At 56.8% G+C, this 18826-nt stretch carries 15 protein-coding genes; 8 read left to right on the top strand and 7 right to left on the bottom strand.

What is annotated here, in order from left to right; genetic code table 11:
- Positions 1 to 11: 11 nt before the first annotated feature.
- The gene (locus RBB82_RS08575; RefSeq protein WP_433974704.1) at positions 12 to 2021 is read right to left on the bottom strand and encodes a 30S ribosomal protein S1; all 2010 of its coding nucleotides are present in this window, start codon (positions 2019 to 2021) and stop codon (positions 12 to 14) included.
- A 471-nt stretch (positions 2022 to 2492) separates the two neighbouring features.
- On the opposite strand from RBB82_RS08575, the gene RBB82_RS08570 reads away from it, so the two are divergent.
- Both RBB82_RS08570 and RBB82_RS08565 read left to right on the top strand, forming a co-directional pair.
- Positions 2493 to 3071: an HIT family protein gene (locus tag RBB82_RS08570; RefSeq protein ID WP_433974703.1), complete on the top strand. Its 579-nt coding sequence runs from the start codon at positions 2493 to 2495 to the stop codon at positions 3069 to 3071.
- A gap of 77 nt (positions 3072 to 3148) precedes the next feature.
- Complete coding sequence (locus tag RBB82_RS08565) at positions 3149 to 3484, top strand: hypothetical protein (protein ID WP_433974702.1); 336 nt, start codon at positions 3149 to 3151, stop codon at positions 3482 to 3484.
- A 201-nt stretch (positions 3485 to 3685) separates the two neighbouring features.
- On the opposite strand, the gene RBB82_RS08560 is transcribed toward RBB82_RS08565, so the two are convergent.
- The 5 genes from RBB82_RS08560 to RBB82_RS08540 form a co-directional block, all read right to left on the bottom strand.
- On the bottom strand, positions 3686 to 4237 hold the full coding sequence (locus RBB82_RS08560) for a nuclear transport factor 2 family protein (protein ID WP_433974701.1): 552 nt from the start codon (positions 4235 to 4237) through the stop codon (positions 3686 to 3688).
- Positions 4238 to 4385: 148 nt separating this feature from the next.
- A complete protein-coding gene (locus tag RBB82_RS08555; protein ID WP_433974700.1) occupies positions 4386 to 4673 on the bottom strand; it encodes a putative quinol monooxygenase in 288 nt (95 codons plus the stop codon).
- Between the two features lie 13 nt (positions 4674 to 4686).
- A complete protein-coding gene (locus tag RBB82_RS08550) occupies positions 4687 to 5997 on the bottom strand; it encodes an adenylosuccinate synthase (RefSeq protein ID WP_433974699.1) in 1311 nt (436 codons plus the stop codon).
- 156 nt (positions 5998 to 6153) lie between these two features.
- Positions 6154 to 7263, bottom strand: coding sequence for a VWA domain-containing protein (locus RBB82_RS08545; RefSeq protein ID WP_433974698.1), 1110 nt, complete (start codon positions 7261 to 7263; stop codon positions 6154 to 6156).
- Between the two features lie 151 nt (positions 7264 to 7414).
- The gene (locus RBB82_RS08540) at positions 7415 to 7906 is read right to left on the bottom strand and encodes a hypothetical protein (protein WP_433974697.1); all 492 of its coding nucleotides are present in this window, start codon (positions 7904 to 7906) and stop codon (positions 7415 to 7417) included.
- Positions 7907 to 7980: 74 nt separating this feature from the next.
- Between RBB82_RS08540 and RBB82_RS08535 the strand changes: the two genes are divergently transcribed.
- Positions 7981 to 8403 (top strand): Rid family detoxifying hydrolase, encoded by a 423-nt coding sequence (locus RBB82_RS08535; RefSeq protein WP_433974696.1) that lies wholly within the window; start codon positions 7981 to 7983, stop codon positions 8401 to 8403.
- Between the two features lie 60 nt (positions 8404 to 8463).
- Entirely contained in the window at positions 8464 to 8871 is a 408-nt protein-coding gene (gene msrB, locus RBB82_RS08530) for a peptide-methionine (R)-S-oxide reductase MsrB (RefSeq protein ID WP_433974695.1), read from the top strand.
- Positions 8872 to 8953: 82 nt separating this feature from the next.
- On the opposite strand, the gene rpmB is transcribed toward msrB, so the two are convergent.
- On the bottom strand, positions 8954 to 9142 hold the full coding sequence (gene rpmB / locus RBB82_RS08525) for a 50S ribosomal protein L28 (protein WP_179640086.1): 189 nt from the start codon (positions 9140 to 9142) through the stop codon (positions 8954 to 8956).
- Between the two features lie 498 nt (positions 9143 to 9640).
- Between rpmB and RBB82_RS08520 the strand changes: the two genes are divergently transcribed.
- Genes RBB82_RS08520 through RBB82_RS08505 form a run of 4 tightly spaced genes read left to right on the top strand, consistent with a single transcriptional unit; the run spans position 9641 to position 18758 of the window.
- Positions 9641 to 10774, top strand: a complete 1134-nt coding sequence (locus RBB82_RS08520; protein WP_433974694.1) for an efflux RND transporter periplasmic adaptor subunit — start codon at positions 9641 to 9643, stop codon at positions 10772 to 10774.
- The gene (locus RBB82_RS08515; protein WP_433974693.1) at positions 10771 to 14091 is read left to right on the top strand and encodes an efflux RND transporter permease subunit; all 3321 of its coding nucleotides are present in this window, start codon (positions 10771 to 10773) and stop codon (positions 14089 to 14091) included. Before RBB82_RS08520 ends, RBB82_RS08515 begins: the two co-directional genes overlap by 4 nt.
- Positions 14088 to 17219 (top strand): efflux RND transporter permease subunit, encoded by a 3132-nt coding sequence (locus tag RBB82_RS08510; RefSeq protein WP_433974692.1) that lies wholly within the window; start codon positions 14088 to 14090, stop codon positions 17217 to 17219. The genes RBB82_RS08515 and RBB82_RS08510 overlap by 4 nt, the downstream gene beginning before the upstream one ends.
- A gap of 6 nt (positions 17220 to 17225) precedes the next feature.
- Positions 17226 to 18758 carry an efflux transporter outer membrane subunit gene (locus RBB82_RS08505; protein WP_433974691.1) on the top strand — a complete coding sequence of 511 codons (1533 nt, stop codon included), beginning with the start codon at positions 17226 to 17228 and terminating at the stop codon, positions 18756 to 18758.
- The last annotated feature ends 68 nt before the right edge of the window (positions 18759 to 18826 follow it).

Raw genomic sequence — 18826 nt, 5'->3', positions numbered from 1 at the left:
TCTGTCGGAGATTAGTCGCGCTCAGACTCAGAACGCTTCCAGTTGATCAGGTCGCCCAGCGTGGTGCTGCTGCTGTTGCCCGATGAGGAGGAGGAAGATGAACCGGAGTTGTTGCCCTTGGGCGACTTCTCGCGCTCCTTGTAGCTCTCGACCTCTGCGCGGCTGGCTTCTTCGCCGACTGCGCGGATGCTGAGACCAACCTTCTTCTCTTCCTGGTTCATCTTGACGATCTTGAACTCGTGCTCCGAGTCAACATCCATCGCGACTGGCTTGTTGTCGGCATCGACTGCCTCGGAGACGTGGCAGAGACCCTCGACTCCTTCGGCGATCTCAACGAAGGCACCGAACTGCGCGGTGCGCAGGATCTTGCCCTTGATGACGTCGCCAACGCGGTGCTGGGCGAAGAACGTATCCCAGACATCGGGCTGAAGCTGCTTGACGCCAAGCGACAGACGACGGTTCTCGGGTTCGACGCCGAGGACGATTGCACGAACCTTCTCGCCCTTCTTGAGGACTTCGGAGGGGTGCTTGATGCGCTTGGTCCAGCTCAGGTTCGAGACGTGTACCAGGCCGTCGATTCCATCTTCGATCTCGATGAAGGCACCGAAGTCAGTGAGGTTTCGAACGCGGCCTTCGATGATGGCACCGGTCGGGTACTTGTCTTCGAGCTGCTCCCAGGGGTTGTCCTGGAGCTGCTTCATGCCGAGCGAGATGCGGCGGTCGTTCGGGTTGACGCTGAGGATGATGGTGTCGACCTCGTCGCCGGGCTTGACCATCTTCGACGGATGCTTCATCCGCTTGGACCAGGTCATCTCGGAGACGTGAACGAGACCTTCGATGCCCTGCTCGAGCTCAACGAACGCGCCGTAGTCGGTGACGGACAGGACGCGGCCGCGAACCTGCGCACCGATGGGGTAGCGCTCGGTTGCGTCGAGCCACGGATCAGGCGTGAGCTGCTTGAAGCCAAGCGAAACGCGCTGCTTATCCTTGTCGAACTTCAACACCTTGACCTGGATCTCGTCGCCAACGTTGACGAGGTCGCGGGGGTGGGTGAGACGGCCCCAGCTCATGTCGGTGATGTGGAGCAGGCCATCGAGGCCGCCCATATCGACGAATGCGCCGTAGTCGGTGAGGTTCTTGACGGTGCCAGTGAGGACGCTGCCCTCTTCCAGGGTGGCGAGAGTGACGGACTTCTTAGCGTTCTGGTCTTCTTCAAGGAGCTCTTTGCGGCTGATGACAACGTTGCCGCGCTTCTTGTTGAGCTTGATGACGCGGACTTCGATCTCGGTGCCGATGTAGCCGTCGAGATTGCGGACGGGACGGACTTCGACCTGCGAGCCGGGCAGGAATGCCTTGATGCCGATGTCGACGGTGAGACCACCCTTGACGCGGCTAAGAACCATGCCTTTGACAGGGGTCTTGTCGTTCGCGGCCTGCTCGAGCTTGTCCCAGACCTTGTGACGGAGAGCCTTGTCATAGCTGACCAGGTAACCGCCTTCGGCTTCTTCGCGCTCCACGACAACTTCAACAGTGTCACCGGCCTTGAACTTCGAGACACCATTGATGTCGAGAACCTGTTCGAGGGGGATGAGACCTTCAGACTTGAGACCGATGTCGACAACAACATGCTTGTCGGTGATCTTGACGACGGTGCCAGTAACGATGACCTCTTCTGCGGTCAGGTTCTGGGCAGCGGCGGACTCGGCGGCTTGCTCGCGATCAAAGTTTGCGAGGGCTGCAGCGAAGTCAGCTGCGTCGTAGTTCAAATCATCGTCAGACTCGTCTGCTGCGGCGGTCACGGTGGCAACGGTTCCGTGGTCTGCAGTCTGATGAGCGGCGGCAGCGGGTGCAACATGCTGTGCAGCTACATTTGACGTGTCGTTGGCGGTCTCATGCTGTTGGGTTGAGGTGGATTCAGAAGACAGGTCTGTGTGAGCCGCTGTCGCTTCGGGCGCTAGGACTTCCGTTTCGGTGGTCAGGGGTTTGCTCTCGTTGTGGTCAGGATTATGGTTTTCTACCATGGTGAATGCGGACTCCGGGATCCAAGGAATTCCGTCCATCTTTCGCGGTGCGTGGGGCTAGAACAATCAGCGATCCTGAGAGGGATGCTGGTTGTTTCTATCCTCGCGACAGCTCCGGCAGGATGGAAGGAATCAGGTCTTGCACAGGAGCTATTGCACTTGGGTCCCACACGCAATAGCTCACTGATAAAGCATAGAACTTTGCATACGGTACGTCAACAAATGGCAGCGCCATTGCATGCATTTTCATCACCATGTCATCCAGAGGACGAAATCTTCTTGGGTCGCAGTCATTTGATGCGCCCTGGAGCAAGAAGTGTGCAGGCGCGAGGGAGTATTTGCGAGTTGGACGACGATCGAGGGGTTTGGCTCGGGTCTGGCTCAGGTTTTGGGTCGGGAAGGGTCGGATGGAGCTTTGGATCGGGTTCCGCGTACTGAAGACGGGACGCTCTGCCACGCTATACTCCCCGAATGGATCGGCTTTGGACTCCCTGGCGCTACAGCTACATCACTCGTTCGGATCCACAGGCCCGGAGCGGCGTTCCTGAAGCGCTGAATGCATGGCCGCCGTCCGAGGCTGAGGATAAACACTGTGTCTTCTGCAATATGATTGCCGCGGTCGACTACGCGATCGCGAATGGTATGGCTCGGGAGACGGCGGAGCAGGCGGCTCATATTGTTTATCGCGGTCAGTCTTGTTTTATCTGCCTGAATGCCTTCCCTTATTCGACCGGGCATCTGCTGCTTGTGCCGTACCAGCATGTCGATTCGCTTGCAGCGGTCGCCGCGGAGGCTGCGCAGGAGCTGATGGTCCTGGCGCAACGGTCTGAGGTTGCTCTCCGGGAGGTCTATCGACCAGGTGGGATCAATATGGGGCTTAATCTCGGCGAAGCAGCGGGCGCAGGGATAGCGGACCACATTCATATGCACGCGTTGCCGCGGTGGAGCGGCGATACGAATTTTATGACTGTTATTGCAGAAACCCGTGTACTTCCTGAGTCGTTGGATGTAACATGGGCGAAGCTGCGGCTCCCCTTCAAAAAGACTTAATACAACCCAGCTTTCGCCGTCCCCATCCAACCCGTATAGAAAGACTTAGGTTCGCGCCGAGTCTATCGAGGGCTCCAATGGCTACATTTACACAGACGTTTCCCGCAAACCTGCGATCCGGCTCCCCAGCCTCGCTTGAGAACCGCGGCATGCCGTTGCCTGATCGTCGTCCGTACCTTGTTCCCGTTCCACCACGCAAACCTGCAGTTTCAACCCGAAAGTATCTTGCACTTTTCCCGCACGAATCCGAAGACGCGCGCCTGACTGGCGCGACTCGTTCGCTCTATCGGCGGTTGCTTGCGCTCAATCTTCCTCGCGTGGAAGCTCAGACCGAGGCTAGTTACGATCTGCGGAAGTTTTCGGAGATGCGTAAGACGCCTCTGAGTTCCAAGGTGTCTCCCAAGATTGCGTGACACGCAGAATTGAAGGTCTGCTTCTCAAATAAAGCATCAACGAAGACCCTGCCGGTAGTGAGCAGGGTCTTTTTGTTGGGTGCTCAATCAATGACTGAGCTGCATCTACGATTTTCTCATTGTGTAGACATCGCAAACGCAGGTTCCCTTCGGGAATGACAAGCAAAACGAAAGCAACTCTCCACTAGCTACGGAGTTGTTCTAAGAAGGGCCTACCGGAGGCACGCTGGTCGCAGCTTTGGGCGAAGCATCGTGTGCGGGCGACGGGCTGGCTGCTTCGCCCCTTGGGCCTGGAACACGTGTGGCCTCAAAGCTTGTAATCTTCCAGTTTCCCGAGGGCAGGCGCTGGTAGACCCGGGTGTAGCGGTAGGTTCCCTTCACGGGAATGCCTTCGTTGACGCCTTCGACCTCCGCCCGAGAGGTTACGATTGCAATTGCCCCGACGAGCTTTACCTGCATCTCGCCAATCTCAAGCTTGCTGAGTGCAAACTTGTGGCTCCGCATCCGGTCGAGCTGCTGCATCTTGGTGTTGACCTGGCCGGTCATGGTGATGCCGATGTAGTCGTCGGATAAGAGGCTGTCCATTGTGGCTACGTCGCCGGAGAGCTGGGCCTGACGCCACTGCTCTTCAAGCGCCTCCACCTGACGCTTGGCATCGTGCTTTTTCTCGCGCAGCGGCTGCATGTGCAAGGCCAGCGCGGACGGCGCAGATGCGCTTAGGACCGCGGCGGCCAGCAGGACAGCGGAGGTCATCTGCGACTTACGAGTTAGACGACCAAACAAGCGCATAAGCGTACCGGATGGTAGACCGATTTACCGCGCAGAGTCAAAACAACTTTAGTAGTACCCGGCCTCAGAGCATAAGACGTAATCACTGCCTGAAAAGTCCGCGTGAAGAGCGTTAGCACACTGCTGTGAGGTTTTCGAGCTGACGATCCCTCATCTTCTGGTACAGTCCGCCGACTGCGTACTGGTGAAAGTGCGGCGTAGCTCTATGATGCTCCAATGCGGCCTCATCCGCATACTGTTCGTAGATCAGGACGGTGCAGGCTTCGCCTTCGACCAAGTGGGGAACATAGCTTATGCATCCGGGCTCCTTCCGTGAGGCGGCGGCCAGGTGGCAGAGCGTGTCTGTGATATCGTCGCGGTCGGATTGTTCAAACGTCATTCGCACGGTAAAACTAAGCATAATCGGCCTTTTCTTACGCTTTGAGAGCTTCTTCGAACGCCGGCAGCGTCATGGTCTGGTCACGATCAGGGCCGGTAGAGACCATTCCAATCTTCGCTCCCGATTCCTGCTCAATAAATTTCAGATAATCCTGTGCGAGCTGCGGCAGTTTATCGAACTCGGTGATGCCTTCGGTTGAGCAGTTCCAGCCCTTCAGTTTGGTGTAGACCGGCTCGATCGCGTTGTAGCCGGGCATGTCGGCGGGGATCAGGTCGGTGAGCTTCCCATTCACTTTATATCCGGTGCAGACGGGAATCTCCACACATTCGTCCATGACGTCCATTTTGGTAACGACGAGCCACTCTGTGCCGTTGATCATGTTGCTGTAGCGGAGGAGGGGCAGATCGAGCCAGCCACAGCGGCGTGGACGGCCGGTGACGGCGCCATACTCCTGACCGCGGGCACGGAGGAGGTCGCTGGTGGAGTCGTGGATCTCGGTGGGGAAGGGGCCTTCGCCGACGCGGGTGACGTAGGCCTTGGTTACGCCGATGACTGTGCCGATTCGGGTCGGGCCGACACCGGTGCCGGTGACGGCTCCGCCTGCTGTGGAGGAGGATGAGGTGACGAAGGGGTAGGTTCCGTGGTCGATGTCGAGTAGGGCTCCCTGTGCTCCCTCGAACATGACCTTGTCGCCGTTGTCGATGGCGTGGTTGAGCATGACGGCGGTGTCGGTGACGAAGGGGGCGATCTGCTCGGCTGCGCGGGAGTACTCCTCGTACATGGTCTTGGGGTCGAGGGGTTCGGTGCCGAAGAGGGCGTGGGCGATGGTGTTCTTCTCGTGGCAGGCGTTTTGGATGTGAGTGCGGAGAAGGGCTGAGTTCAAGAGATCGACGACGCGGAGGCCGCTGCGGTGCATCTTGTCTTCGTAGGCTGGGCCGATTCCGCGGCTGGTGGTGCCGATCTTCGTTCGGCCTGGGGCGTTTTCGGCTGCCAGCTCAATCATGCGGTGGTACGGGAGGATGACCTGGGCGCGGTTGGAGACGAAGAGCTGGCCGTCGACGGGGAGGCCGGCGTCTTTGAGCTTCTTTACCTCGTTCAAGAACGCCATGGGGTCGAGTACAACGCCATTGCCGATGACGCCTTTGCACTCAGGGCGCAAGACACCGCATGGAATCAGCTGCAGGACGAACTTCTTGCCCTTGATGATGACGGTGTGTCCGGCGTTGTGGCCGCCTGCGTAGCGTGCCACGACGGCGAACTTCTCCGACAGCACATCGACGATCTTGCCTTTGCCTTCATCGCCCCACTGGGCACCCAAAATAACCGCTGATTTGCGTTGATTCACGACGGATGTGTTCTCCAAGGATGGTTAATGGCCGGAAGACGTACGCCGCACCACGCGAACACACGCCTGTTTCCATCATATCGTGTCCGGAGTGTTTAGCGCCTCGTCACCGGAGGAGCTTCGCCGCCGGTTGGCGGGAAGCCCCTTCTGGGAGGGTTACGGTTGCGTGTAGTAGCCGTTGCGGGTCCGGGTCGTGAGTCCCGGGGTTTCGACCTTTACGCTAATCGCGTGAAAGTCGTTTGGTTTATCGGCTGGGTGGGGGTCGATGGCCAAGGTGTAATACGCATCTGCATCGGCGACACAGCGGGCGATCTGACTGGTTATATCGTTGCTGGAGTTGAGGGCGAGACCGCCTGTCTGGGTCGCGAGGACCTGGAGGCTGAGATCCGCGATCTGTACGTCTTTGGTCGCCGTCACGGGCTTGAGGAACTCCTGATAGTAGTTGAGTCGAACGCTTCCGGCGTCGGCCAGTCCGAGTGGGTCGATGCTGTACATGGTGATGCGGGCCTGACGCAATGCTGTTGAGACGTCGACGATCGAGGCGAGGAGCTGCTGGGCCTGTTTGGCGGTCATGTCAATGCGAGGGCCGGTTAACAGAGGCCAGCCGGGGCTGATCCAGACGATCATCTTTCTGCCGGGCTGTTGAGCCTCCTTGGCGGCCAGTGACCTCATGGTGTTGATTGAGATCTGAAAGCGCTCTTCGGCTCCGTAAAAGCCAGTGTTGCGACGGATGGTACGGAGCGCCGTCTCGTGCTGGTCAAAGGAGGCCAGGAGTGCGTTGCCGTCTTGCGAGGGTACGGACTGTATCTCCGTTCCCTTGTCAGAGACAAAGCCCAACAACAGAGGCTGGGGAAGCTTTCCACCGTTTTGCAACAGGTACTTCTTGAGCTGATCGCGCTCGTACGCTACATGATCAAATGTGGTGTTGACCTCATCGATCATCACGATGATCTTGAGCGGAGTTTTGGTGGATTGGAGCTCGTCGGTTGCGGTGGTACCGCCGTGTGCGCGAAACGAGAGGATGTTCTGGACATTTCCGTTGTCGCGCACGACAAAGTCTTTTTCCGCAAGCCCTGGTATTGGCTTGCCGGACCGGTCGGTCACTACGACGTCGAGGAGGATGTGGTTGGATTGGGAGGAGTTTTGTGGAGCCGGCTGTATCTGGCCCGATTCCGGCACCTGGCCTGGCTGCTGTTGCGTGAACCCTGGAAGGCTTAACGACGAGAGACAGATGGCAAAGATCCCGGCCCGATACGACGTATTCATGTCAAAACTCCTCAACCGCTTCGTACCTTGACCTGCGGTACGACGAGATTGCGCCCACGTAGATGAGAGCAATCTGCGTCAGGGGAGACGGTTTCGCGGGGCTGGTAGTTTCACAGATTCGTAACAGATTGAGAGATACATCGATGAGACGTCAGCGGCGAGAGTCCCAGGTGATGCAGTTTTGAGTTGGGTCCATGGTGTTGAGGGCCTGGCAGCTCGCAACGCTTGTGACCTGAGGGACACTGCCACCGAATGTGGTCAGTTTGGGTGGGCCCAGCGGGCCGAGCGTGGTTGGGTCCCACGAGGTCGCGGTTAGGGTGCCGTGTTTGAGGTTGAAGACGAGGGGGGTGGGTAGCTGGGTGTCTTTTGAGTCTTTTGATTGGTCGTAGGTGATGGTGACGGTTTTCTTGTCCTGCTTCCAGTGGCCGTGCCAGGTCTGGGGATCCTTATCGTGCCACTTCTGCTGGAGGATGGCTGTGCCGTCAGCGGCAAACTCGATGATGAGGACGCGATGGACCTCCTGTGCGAGACCGCCGCTGCCGGAGTAGAAGCCATTCAACTTTTCGGCGCGGGCCGGAGTGGCGGCGGCTGCGATGGATAAGGCGAGGGCTAGCAAGGCGGTCAATCGAAGAGGAAGGCGCATGGGAGACATCGTACAGGGAACGTTGGGGGGAACGTCGATTTTCATTGCTTGAAGAACGAGATAGACTTGGGGGCATGAGTGATCTAGATAAGGTTGCTGTTACCAGCAAAGAAGCTCCGGCTGCTATCGGCCCGTATTCGCAGGCGATCTGGGTCGGGGATCTGTTGTTCGCGTCTGGGCAGGTTGCGATCGATCCGACGACTGGCGAGTTGGTGGCCGGGGGGATTACCGAGCAGACGACGCGGGTTCTTGCGAATGTGAAGGCTGTGCTTGGCGAGGCTGGGTTGCAGATGCACCACGTGGTGAAGACGACGGTGTATCTGAAGTCGATGAGCGACTTTGCGGCGATGAATGAGGTGTATGGCAAGCATCTGGCGCCAAAGGGCGTGGTAGCGCCGGCACGGTCCACGGTGGCGGTGGCTGGGTTGCCGAAGGATGCGCTGGTTGAGATCGAAGTGATCGCCAGGGACCCCCGCGGACGGTATGGCACGGCCTGAAGCATAATGCGCGGTTGGACATCTAATCTTCAGAACCTAGATAAAAAGGAGGCTGGAGCGATGGCCGAGACAAAGGTTGAGAAAGTTCACAAGACGGAGGCAGAGTGGCGTGAGCTGCTTACTCCGGAGCAGTTTCATGTAATGCGCGAGGGCGGGACAGAGCGTGCGTTTACTGGCGCGCTGGTCAACAACCACGACGATGGGATCTATCACTGTGGGGCTTGTAATGCGCCGCTGTTTACCTCGGATAAGAAGTTCGAATCGGGAAGCGGATGGCCGAGCTTCTGGAACCCGGTTTCGCCGGATGCGATTGTCTCAATTGAGGATAATTCGCTGGGAATGAGGCGGGTTGAGGTGCAGTGTGCGACCTGCGGGGCTCACCTGGGGCATGTTTTTCCGGATGGCCCGAAGCCTACGGGGCTGCGCTACTGCATCAACAGTGCTTCACTGGGATTTGAGAAGAAGTAAGACAGCATAGAAAAACAGGAAAAGCCCCAGCCGGCTACGACGCGGCTGGGGCGACCTGTTTCTGGAGCTTTATTGAGGCTGATTAGCCTTTGACGACTTTGCCGGTCTTGATGCAGCTGGTGCAGACGCGCATGCGCTTGCTTGCGCCGTTGACCTGGGCTTTGACTGGCTGAAGGTTCACGTTCCAACGACGGCGGGTGGTGTTGTGGGCGTGAGAGATGTTGTTGCCGAACTGCGGGCCTTTGCCGCAAAGATCACATTTTTGTGCCATGACGAAGTGCTCCAATCTTGAGTCGCAGAAGATTCCCTTGGGGGCGCTAGCCTGAGTACGAAAAGCCTCAAAACGATGCCGGGAAGGATGGTACGAGGAGCGTCGGGGCTCCTGACCGCTACCGTGTGAAGGGTAGTCTGCCGATTCGTAATCATACCATGATGAGGGTGGCGACCTCAATGATTGGCCGTTTAGAGCGACTTGCGGGCAGCTTGACGGATGCTCGAAGGCATCTCATTGAGACGAAGATGTTTGTGGCATCGATACTCCTAAGATTAGAGATGGATGGACCACCTTGAGTCTTTAAGTACCTCCATGCGTCGATAGAGTATCGGACAGGTTGTGCTTAGAGTCCAAAATTTCAAGTGTGGCAGCAAGGGAGACGTATTGCCAGCCGATTCGAGTGAACACCCAGTCATAGGGCCTGACCATCAACTTCCGGCCCCTCCTCCAGCAACGCCCAGACATAAGTTGGTCCGGGTTATCGTTTGGATTGTCTTGCTGCTTATCTTCGCTGCCGGTTTTTTCCTGGTGCTGCGTCATCACGACGACACGACGAAGAGTGCAGCATCGCCACGGCGCGGTGCCGGAGGGCCGGTCACGCTGACTACTGCCACTGCGCAGAAAGGCAATATCGGCGTCTACCTTGATGCGATCGGGACTGTGACGCCGGTTTATACGGCGTCGATCACCAGCCAGGTCACTGGGCCGGTAATTGCGGTGCGCTTCAAGGAAGGGCAGATCGTTCGCAAGGGCGATCCTCTGATCGAGATCGATCCTCGGCCGTTCGAAGCGAATTTATTGCAGGCGCAGGGCATTCTGGAGCGCGATCAGGCTACGTTGGCGCAGGCGACGATGGACCGCGACCGGTATCGCGATGCGTGGTCGAGAAATGCGATTCCGAAGCAGACGCTGGACGATCAGGAGAAGGTGGTGCTGCAGGATGCCGGCACTGTCAAGAACGATGAGGGTACGGTCAAGTTCGACGAGATACAAGTGGGTTACTGCCATATTCGGGCTCCCATCTCGGGGAGAGTGGGACTGCGGCTGGTCGATCCGGGCAATGTGGTGCAGTCATCGGGAACGACGACGCTTGCGGTGATCACGCAGCTACAGCCGATCACGGTGATCTTCACTGTTCCGGAGGACAACCTGGGGCAGATTCAACCGCGGCTGCAGCAGAGGGCCAAGTTGCCTGTTGATGCCTATGATCGGGCGGCTTTGAAGCAGATTGCTACCGGGACTCTGCTGACGCTCGACAACCAGATCGACACGACGACAGGTACGGTGAAGGCAAGGGCGTCCTTTGACAATAAGGACTTGTTGCTGTTTCCCAATGAGTTTGTTAATGCTCGTCTGCTGGTGAATACGCTGCAAGGCGCGACGCTGGTTCCGACATCTGCGATTCAGCACAATGGTGCGGCGTCGTTTGTCTATGTTTTGCAGGACAACACTGCTCACATGCGCCCAGTGAAGCCAGGTGTAACAGAAGGCATGACGACTCAGCTGACGGGAATTAATCCTGGCGATGTGGTTGCCAATAGCAGCTTCGACAAGTTGCAGGATAATTCGAAGGTTGTCGTTTCGAGTAAGCCGGTTCCTGCGAATACGAGTGGGAGTAGCGCTCCTTGAGTCCATCTCGTCCGTTTATTCTGCGACCTGTCGCAACGTCGTTGCTGATGGCTGCCATTCTGCTAGTCGGTATTGTGAGTTACACACAGCTGCCGGTGTCTGCGCTGCCTGAGGTGGACTATCCGACGATTCAGGTGCTGACTTTCTATCCGGGCGCGAGTCCGACGGTGACGTCGACGACGGTGACGGCGCCACTGGAGCGCCAGTTTGGCCAGCTGCAGGGGTTGAGTCAGATGACCTCCACCAGCTCGGGTGGTGTGTCGGTGGTTGTGCTGCAGTTCAACCTTAGTCTGAACATCGATATTGCAGAGGAGGAGGTGCAGTCGGCGATTAATGCTGCGCAGAGTTTTCTGCCGGCTAACCTGCCCGCGCCTCCGATCTATAGCAAGACGAACCCTGCCGATGCTCCAGTGCTGACGCTCGCGATTACGTCGAAGACGATGCCGCTCTCACAGGTAGAAGACCTTGTGGATACGCGGTTGGCGCCGAAGATATCTCAGCTGAGTGGAGTGGGACTGGTCAGCATCAGCGGTGGACAGAAACCTGCGGTGCGGATTCAGGCGAATCCTACAGCGTTGTCATCGTATGGCATCAATCTCGAAGACCTGCGGACGGCGGTGACGCAGAGCAGCGTGAATGCAGCGAAGGGAAACTTCGATGGGCCGCGCCAGGACTACCAGATCGATGCGAACGATCAGCTCGTCACGAGCCATGACTATACGAAGGTCGTGGTTGCGTATCGCAATGGGGCGCCGGTGATGTTGACCGATGTTGCGCACATTCTGGACGGCGTGGAGAACAGCACGCAGGCTGCGTGGATGAATCAGACGCCGGCCGTGATTTTGAACGTGCAGCGCCAGCCGGGAGGCAATACGATCAGTGTGGTCAAGAGCATCAAGGCGCTCTTGCCGCAGCTCGAGGCCAATCTTCCTAAGGGCATCGATGTCACGACTCTTACTGACCTGACGACACCTATTCAGGCCTCCGTCAGCGATGTGGAGTTTGAGCTTATGTTGACCATCTTCCTCGTGGTGATGGTCATCTTTCTGTTTCTGCGCAATTTGTACGCGACGATCATTCCGAGCGTGGCTGTGCCGTTGTCGCTGATCGGTACCTTCGCGGCGATGTATGCGCTGGGTTATAGTCTCGACAACTTATCGTTGATGGCGCTGACGATTTCGACCGGGTTTGTGGTCGATGACGCCATCGTGATGGTGGAGAATATCTCACGCTATCTGGAAGAGGGTGACTCGCCGATGGAGGCGGCGCTGAAGGGCGCGGAGCAGATCGGGTTCACGATTCTATCGTTGACGGTTTCGTTGATTGCTGTGTTGATTCCGCTGCTGTTCATGGGAGACGTTGTCGGACGCCTGTTTCGCGAGTTCGCGGTGACACTTGCCGTCACGATTGTTGTGTCAGCGGTTGTCTCGCTCACTCTTACGCCGATGATGGCTTCGCGCATTTTGAAGCATAACCCTGAGGATCAACAAGGGCGGTTCTATCGAGCGTCGGAGCACGTCTTTGAACGGATGATTGCGTTCTATGGTCGCACCCTGAAGGTGGTGCTTCGCTATCAGACGATTACGCTGCTGGTGGCGCTTGCGACCCTTCTGCTGACGATCTATCTCTACGTGATTATTCCGAAGGGATTTTTTCCCGTACAGGATACGGGCGTAATTCAGGGTATAACGCAGGCTCCGCAGACCATTGGATCGAAGGCGATGGCGGAGAAACAAAAAGAGGTCGCGAAGGTGATTCTCCAAGACCCGGCGGTGGAGAGCCTCTCGTCTTTTATCGGTGCAGATGGCACGAATACGACGATCAACAGCGGAAGAATGTCGATCAACCTGAAGCCGCTGGAAGATCGCGATCTAAGTGCCTCGGATGTTGTTCGGCGGCTGCAGTCGAAGTTGAAGAGTGTGCAGGATATTCAGATCTTCATGCAGCCCGTGCAGAACATCACCGTCGATGATCGGGTGAGCCGGACGCAGTATCAGTACACTCTGGAAGACCCGGATCAAAATGAGCTGAATGATTGGACCAGCCGCTTCGTCGCGAAGTTGAAACAGTTGCCGGAGTTGGAAGACGTGGCCACGGATCAGCAGCTGGGTGGACTGGCGGTGTCGTTAGTCATCGACCGGGCTACTGCTTCGCGGCTGGGTGTGGCGCCGACGACGATCGACAATACGCTCTACGATGCGTTTGGTCAGCGGCAGATTAACACGATGTATACGCAGTTGAATCAATACCACGTGATCTTAGAGGCTGAGCCGCAGTTTCAACTTGACCCTAATAAGTTGAACCATCTTTACCTTCAGTCGAACTCCGCGTCAGGCACCAGCGGAGCGGCGGCAACCTCTTCGGGCAATGGTTCTAGCTCGGCTGGATCGAACGCGCTGACGACGTCGGCGCTGTTTACGGCGTCGGCGAATACGCTTGCTCCACCGGTGAATGCATTGACTGCGAGCACGTCCACTTCGACCTCGAGTAAAGGCTCGACCTCCGCGGGAATGACAAGTTCGGCCTATAGCAGCGCGGTTCCGTTTAGCGCGTTCTCGCACTTTGAGACGACGACAGAGGCGCTCTCGATTACGCATCAGGGACAGTTTCCGGCGATCACTGTTTCTTTTAATCTTGCACCGAACGCTGCGCTTGGCGGGGCGATCACAGAGATCACGAAGGTGCAGAAGGACATGCATATGCCAGCGAGTCTGCAGGCTGATTTCCAGGGGACTGCGGCATCGTTCCGGAATTCATTGTCCGGTATGCCGCTGCTGATTCTTGCCGCACTGGTTACGGTGTATATCGTGCTCGGAGTGTTGTATGAGAGCTTTATCCATCCGATCACGATTCTTTCTACTTTGCCGTCTGCAGGCGTGGGCGCGTTTCTATCGTTGATTCTTTTTCATCAGGACCTCAGTGTGGTGGCCATTATTGGCCTTGTCCTGCTGATCGGCATCGTGAAGAAGAACGGCATTATGATGGTCGATTTTGCACTGGATGCCGAGCGCAACCGTGGAAAAAACTCAACGGATGCGATCTATGAGGCGTGCCTGCTTCGCTTTCGGCCGATCATGATGACTACGATGGCAGCGCTGTTGGGCGGTCTGCCATTGGCGTTTGGGCGTGGTATCGGTTCGGAGCTGCGCAGACCGCTCGGTATTGCCATGGTGGGCGGATTGCTGCTCAGCCAGATACTGACGCTCTACACGACGCCTGTGATTTACATCTTCTTTGACAATCTGGCCCAGAGATTCTCGAGAAAGAAGACGACGCATGGCGCTACGAATGAGCCGGTAGCGGAAGGCCAGCCATGAATATCTCTGCACCTTTTATTCACCGCCCAGTAGCGACGACGCTGCTGACGGTAGCGATCGCGATCGCAGGTGCAATAGCGTTCAAGGTGCTCCCTGTGTCTCCGTTGCCCCAGGTGGATTTTCCTACGATTGCGGTGGCTGCGAGTTTGCCTGGTGCTAGTGCGGAGATCATGGCGTCTTCGGTGGCTACTCCGCTGGAGCGGCAGTTCGGGCATATAGCAGGGGTCACAGAGATGACGTCGGCGAGCAGCCTGGGCACGACTTCTGTGACGATCCAGTTCGATTTGAGTCGTAACATCGATGGCGCGGCGCGCGATGTGGAGGCGGCAATCAATGCTGCACGGACATACCTGCCTGCGAACCTGCCTGCGAATCCAACCTATCGCAAGGTGAATCCGGCGGATGCGCCGATCATGATCATCGGATTGACGTCGGATAAGTATGGACCGGACAAGCTGTACGACGAAGCATCGACCGTCGTACAACAAAAGCTTTCGCAGATCGAGGGGGTCGGGCAGGTAAATCCTGGTGGCGGCGCGCTGCCGTCGGTTCGTGTCGAGGTTAATCCGACAAAACTGGCTAGTCTTGGTCTGACGATGGCCAATGTACAGTCCGTGCTGAGTCTTCAAAACGCGAATCTGGCAAAGGGCCAGATTACCAACGGGGATATATCCGCAGACATTCTGGCGAATGACCAGATCTCTCATGCGGTCGATTACAAGCCAATTATCATCGGGTACAACAAGGGTCTGGCGGTGCGCCTGTCCGATGTGGCGGACGTGGTCGATTCTGTGCAGAATACGCGTGCGGCCGGGTACCTGAATGGGAAGCGTGCGGTGGTGCTCATTGTGTTTCGGCAGCCGGGCGCAAATATTATCGACACGGTCGATCGGATTCGCGCGCAGTTGCCGTCGGTTGAGGCGTCGATTCCTAGCGGGATCACCACGACGATTGTTCTGGATCGCACTACGACGATTCGCGCCTCGGTGAGCGACGTTGAACGAACGTTGGTCCTCTCGATCGTGTTGGTGATCATCGTCGTCTTCGTCTTTATTCGTAACGGTCGCTCGACGCTGATTCCGGCAGTTGCGGTTCCGGTGTCTTTGATCGGGACGTTTGCTGTGATGTACCTGTTCGGCTACAGCATCGACAATCTGTCGCTGATGGCGCTGACCATCTCGACCGGTTTTGTGGTGGACGATGCGATCGTAGTGATGGAGAACATCACGCGGCATCTTGAAGATGGGATGGCACCGTTTGAAGCGGCGTTGAGAGGAGCAAAAGAGATCGGCTTTACTGTGGTGTCGATCAGTATCTCGCTGATTGCTGTTTTTATTCCTCTATTGCTGATGGGCGGAATTGTCGGCAGACTCTTTCGTGAGTTCGCCGTGACGCTTTCAACGGCGATTATGGTTTCGATGGTGATCTCTCTTACTACGACACCGATGATGTGCGCGTATCTTCTCAAGAACGAACATGAGCGCAAACACGGCCGCATCTACATGGCTTCGGAGAGATTCTTCGACTGGATTCTGTCGCTGTATCGGCGCAGTCTGCATTGGGTGCTGGAGAATCCGGGGTTAACTCTGACTGTGCTGTTTCTCACGATTGCGCTGAATGTTGCGCTTGTCATCAAGATTCCGAAGGGGTTTTTTCCTCAGCAGGATACTGGTTCGCTCGCGGGCGGTGTACAGGGACCGCAGGACGCGTCATTTCCCGCAATGAATGACTCAATCATTCAGTTGGGGAATGTAATTAAGAGCGATCCGGCCGTGCAGAATGTGATTGCGTTTACCGGTGGCCAGGGGTCGAGTAATTCAGGGAATATCTTTGTGGCTCTCAAGCCGCTCAATATACGCAAGATTGGCGCTCCGGATATTATTAACCGCCTTCGGCCGAAGTTAAATCGTCTCCCAGTCGCTTCGGCTTTTTTGCAGGCGTCGCAGGACCTGCGTATTGGAGGGCGAAACAGCAATGCTTTGTATCAATACACCATTCAGGCGGATAACCTCGCGGATTTAAAGACTTGGGGACCTCGGTTGCTGGCTGAGATGAAGAAGCTTCCCGGATTGCAGGATGTCAATACTGACCAGCAAAATGGCGGTCTCGATGAGATGCTGACCTATGACCGTGTTACTGCGGCGAGGCTGGGTCAAACAGCGCAATCGCTGGATCAGGGTTTGTACAGTGCGTTTGGACAGTCGGAGGTTTCGATCATCTACACGCAGTTGAACCAATATTACGTGGTGCTTGAGGTGGCGCCCGAGTATTTGCAGACGCCGGCAGCTTTGAACAACATCTACTTTCATCCGACTGGCAGCAGCAGCATTACGGCAACTGGAAATGCTCCTCTTTACGCGATGGCGACGAGCCAGACGAATACGACACCCCTCGCGCTGAACCATACAGGGCTCTTTCCATCTGTGACCGTGTCGTTCAACCTTGCACCTGGTGTGTCTTTGAGTGATGCGACACTGAGTATTGCTCAGATGCAGCAGCGATTGGGGACACCTACCTCGGTTCACGGATTTTTTGCAGGAACCCTGCTGGCGTATCAACAGTCGTTGGGTACGGAACCGCTGCTGATCGTGACTGCACTGCTCGCTGTCTACATTGTGTTGGGCGTGTTGTATGAAAGCCTGGTTCATCCGCTGACGATTCTTTCGACGCTTCCTTCTGCGAGTGTAGGCGCGATGCTCGCACTAATGCTCTTCAAGCAGGATCTGAATATTATTTCGATCATCGGCATTGTGTTGCTGATTGGAATCGTGAAGAAGAATGCGATCATGATGATCGACTTTGCCTTGCAGGCAGAACGAGAAGGCGGCATGGAGACGGAGGATGCGATCTTTGAGGCATGTATGCTGCGTTTCCGGCCTATTCTGATGACGACGATGGCGGCGCTCTTCGGCGCTTTGCCCTTGGCGTTTGGGACAGGAACAGGCTCGGAGCTGCGCCGGCCTCTTGGTATCACAATTGTTGGAGGGCTGATCATGAGCCAGATGCTTACGCTCTACACCACTCCAGTTGTTTACCTCACACTTGATCGCCTGCGTCTGCGTGTGTTGGGGCGACAGCGCGATACGTTTAATCCCGAAGGCAGCGCGGCTGCTGCCGGTGCGGAGTAGATTCTTATGTTTAAAACTATGACCAATATCCAACTCAAATTATCGACGAGTCTCAGCCTCGCGACTCTCTTGCTGAGTGGTTGCATGGTGGGCCCTAAGTATCACGCACCACCGCCTGCGCCTGCAGCAGAAGCGCCGGTGGTTACGTATAAGGAGTCGCCAACGCAGTTTCAGGAGACGGACGGATGGAGGGTTGCACAGCCGCAGGACGCGATGCTTCGTGGGAAGTGGTGGGAAGTCTATAACGAGCCGGAGCTGAACGCACTGGAAGATCAGCTAAATATCAATAACGAGAACGTCAAACAGTTCTTCGAGAGCTTTATGGAGGCGCGGACGCTGATCGCGCAGGCGCGCTCGGAGCTCTATCCGACGGCGGGGATTGGGCCATCGTATACACGTTCGCGGTCGTCGTCCAACCTGGGAGTTTCAGGTACTGCGAACCCTGGACATGAGTCTTCGCTTGGATCGCTACCGGCCAACATCTCGTGGGAGCCGGATCTATGGGGGAGGGTCCGCAATACTATCCATGAACAGCAGTACAGCGCGCAGTTGAGCGCGGCGGACCTGGAGAATGAGAAGCTGACCGAACAGGCGAGCCTGGCTGAGTTTTTCTTTGAGATACGCGGCCAGGATGCGCTGCAGAGGATACTGAACGATACGGTGGAGGCGGATAAGAAGGCGCTTGAACTGACACAGGCCCAATACGATACGGGCATTGGTGACAGGATCTCGGTGGTGGAGGCTCAGACAACACTGCAGAGCGTACAGTCGCAGGCGCTCAACCTAGGTGTGGCGCGGGCGCAGTTTGAACATGCGATTGCGGTACTGGTTGGCGCGAACCCATCGCAGTTTTCGATTCAAGTGAAACCTTTGCTGACGAACTCGCCGCCGATTCCGATCGGGATGCCGTCAGCGTTGCTGGAGCGGAGGCCGGATATTGCTGGAGCCGAGCGAAAGCTGGCGGCAGCGAATGCACAGATCGGAATAGCTTACGCCGCGTACTATCCGACGCTGACGTTGGGCGCGTCGGGCGGCTTCGAGAGCTCGTCATGGAAGCATCTATTCGACTGGCCGAGCCGAGTGTGGTCGATTGGACCGACGGTGAGCGAGACGGTTTACGATGGCGGGTTGCGCCGCGCCACGGTCAATCAGTTCATCACAACGTATAACAGTGACGTTGCGAGCTACCGGCAGACGGTACTGACTGCGTTTCAGCAGGTGGAGGACAACCTGGCGGCGGTGCGTATTTTGTCGCAGCAGATTTTGAAACAGGAGCAGGCAACGAGCTCGGCTGAAGAGGGGCTGAAGCTGGAGACGTCTCGCTATGAGACCGGTATCGATCCGTATATCGATGTTGTGACGGCGCAGACGACTCTGCTGTCGAATCAGGAGACTCTCGCTTCTCTGCATGTGCAGGAGATGACTGCGTCGGTGCAGTTAGTTGAAGCGTTAGGTGGCGGATGGGATAGGACTCAGCTACCGACACCCGCCCAAGTTTCACAGAAACTTACGAAGGCGGAGACGACGATACAGAAGTAGCGACGCGGCATGACCTGAGATGCGGAATCGTGTAGGGTTTCTATATCCATCGCAATAGAGAGTCTCCT

The sequence above is a fragment of the Tunturiibacter lichenicola genome, assembly GCF_051013355.1.
GTDB classification, from domain to species: domain Bacteria; phylum Acidobacteriota; class Terriglobia; order Terriglobales; family Acidobacteriaceae; genus Edaphobacter; species Edaphobacter lichenicola_F.
This window is presented reverse-complemented; position numbering and strand designations above follow the sequence as displayed.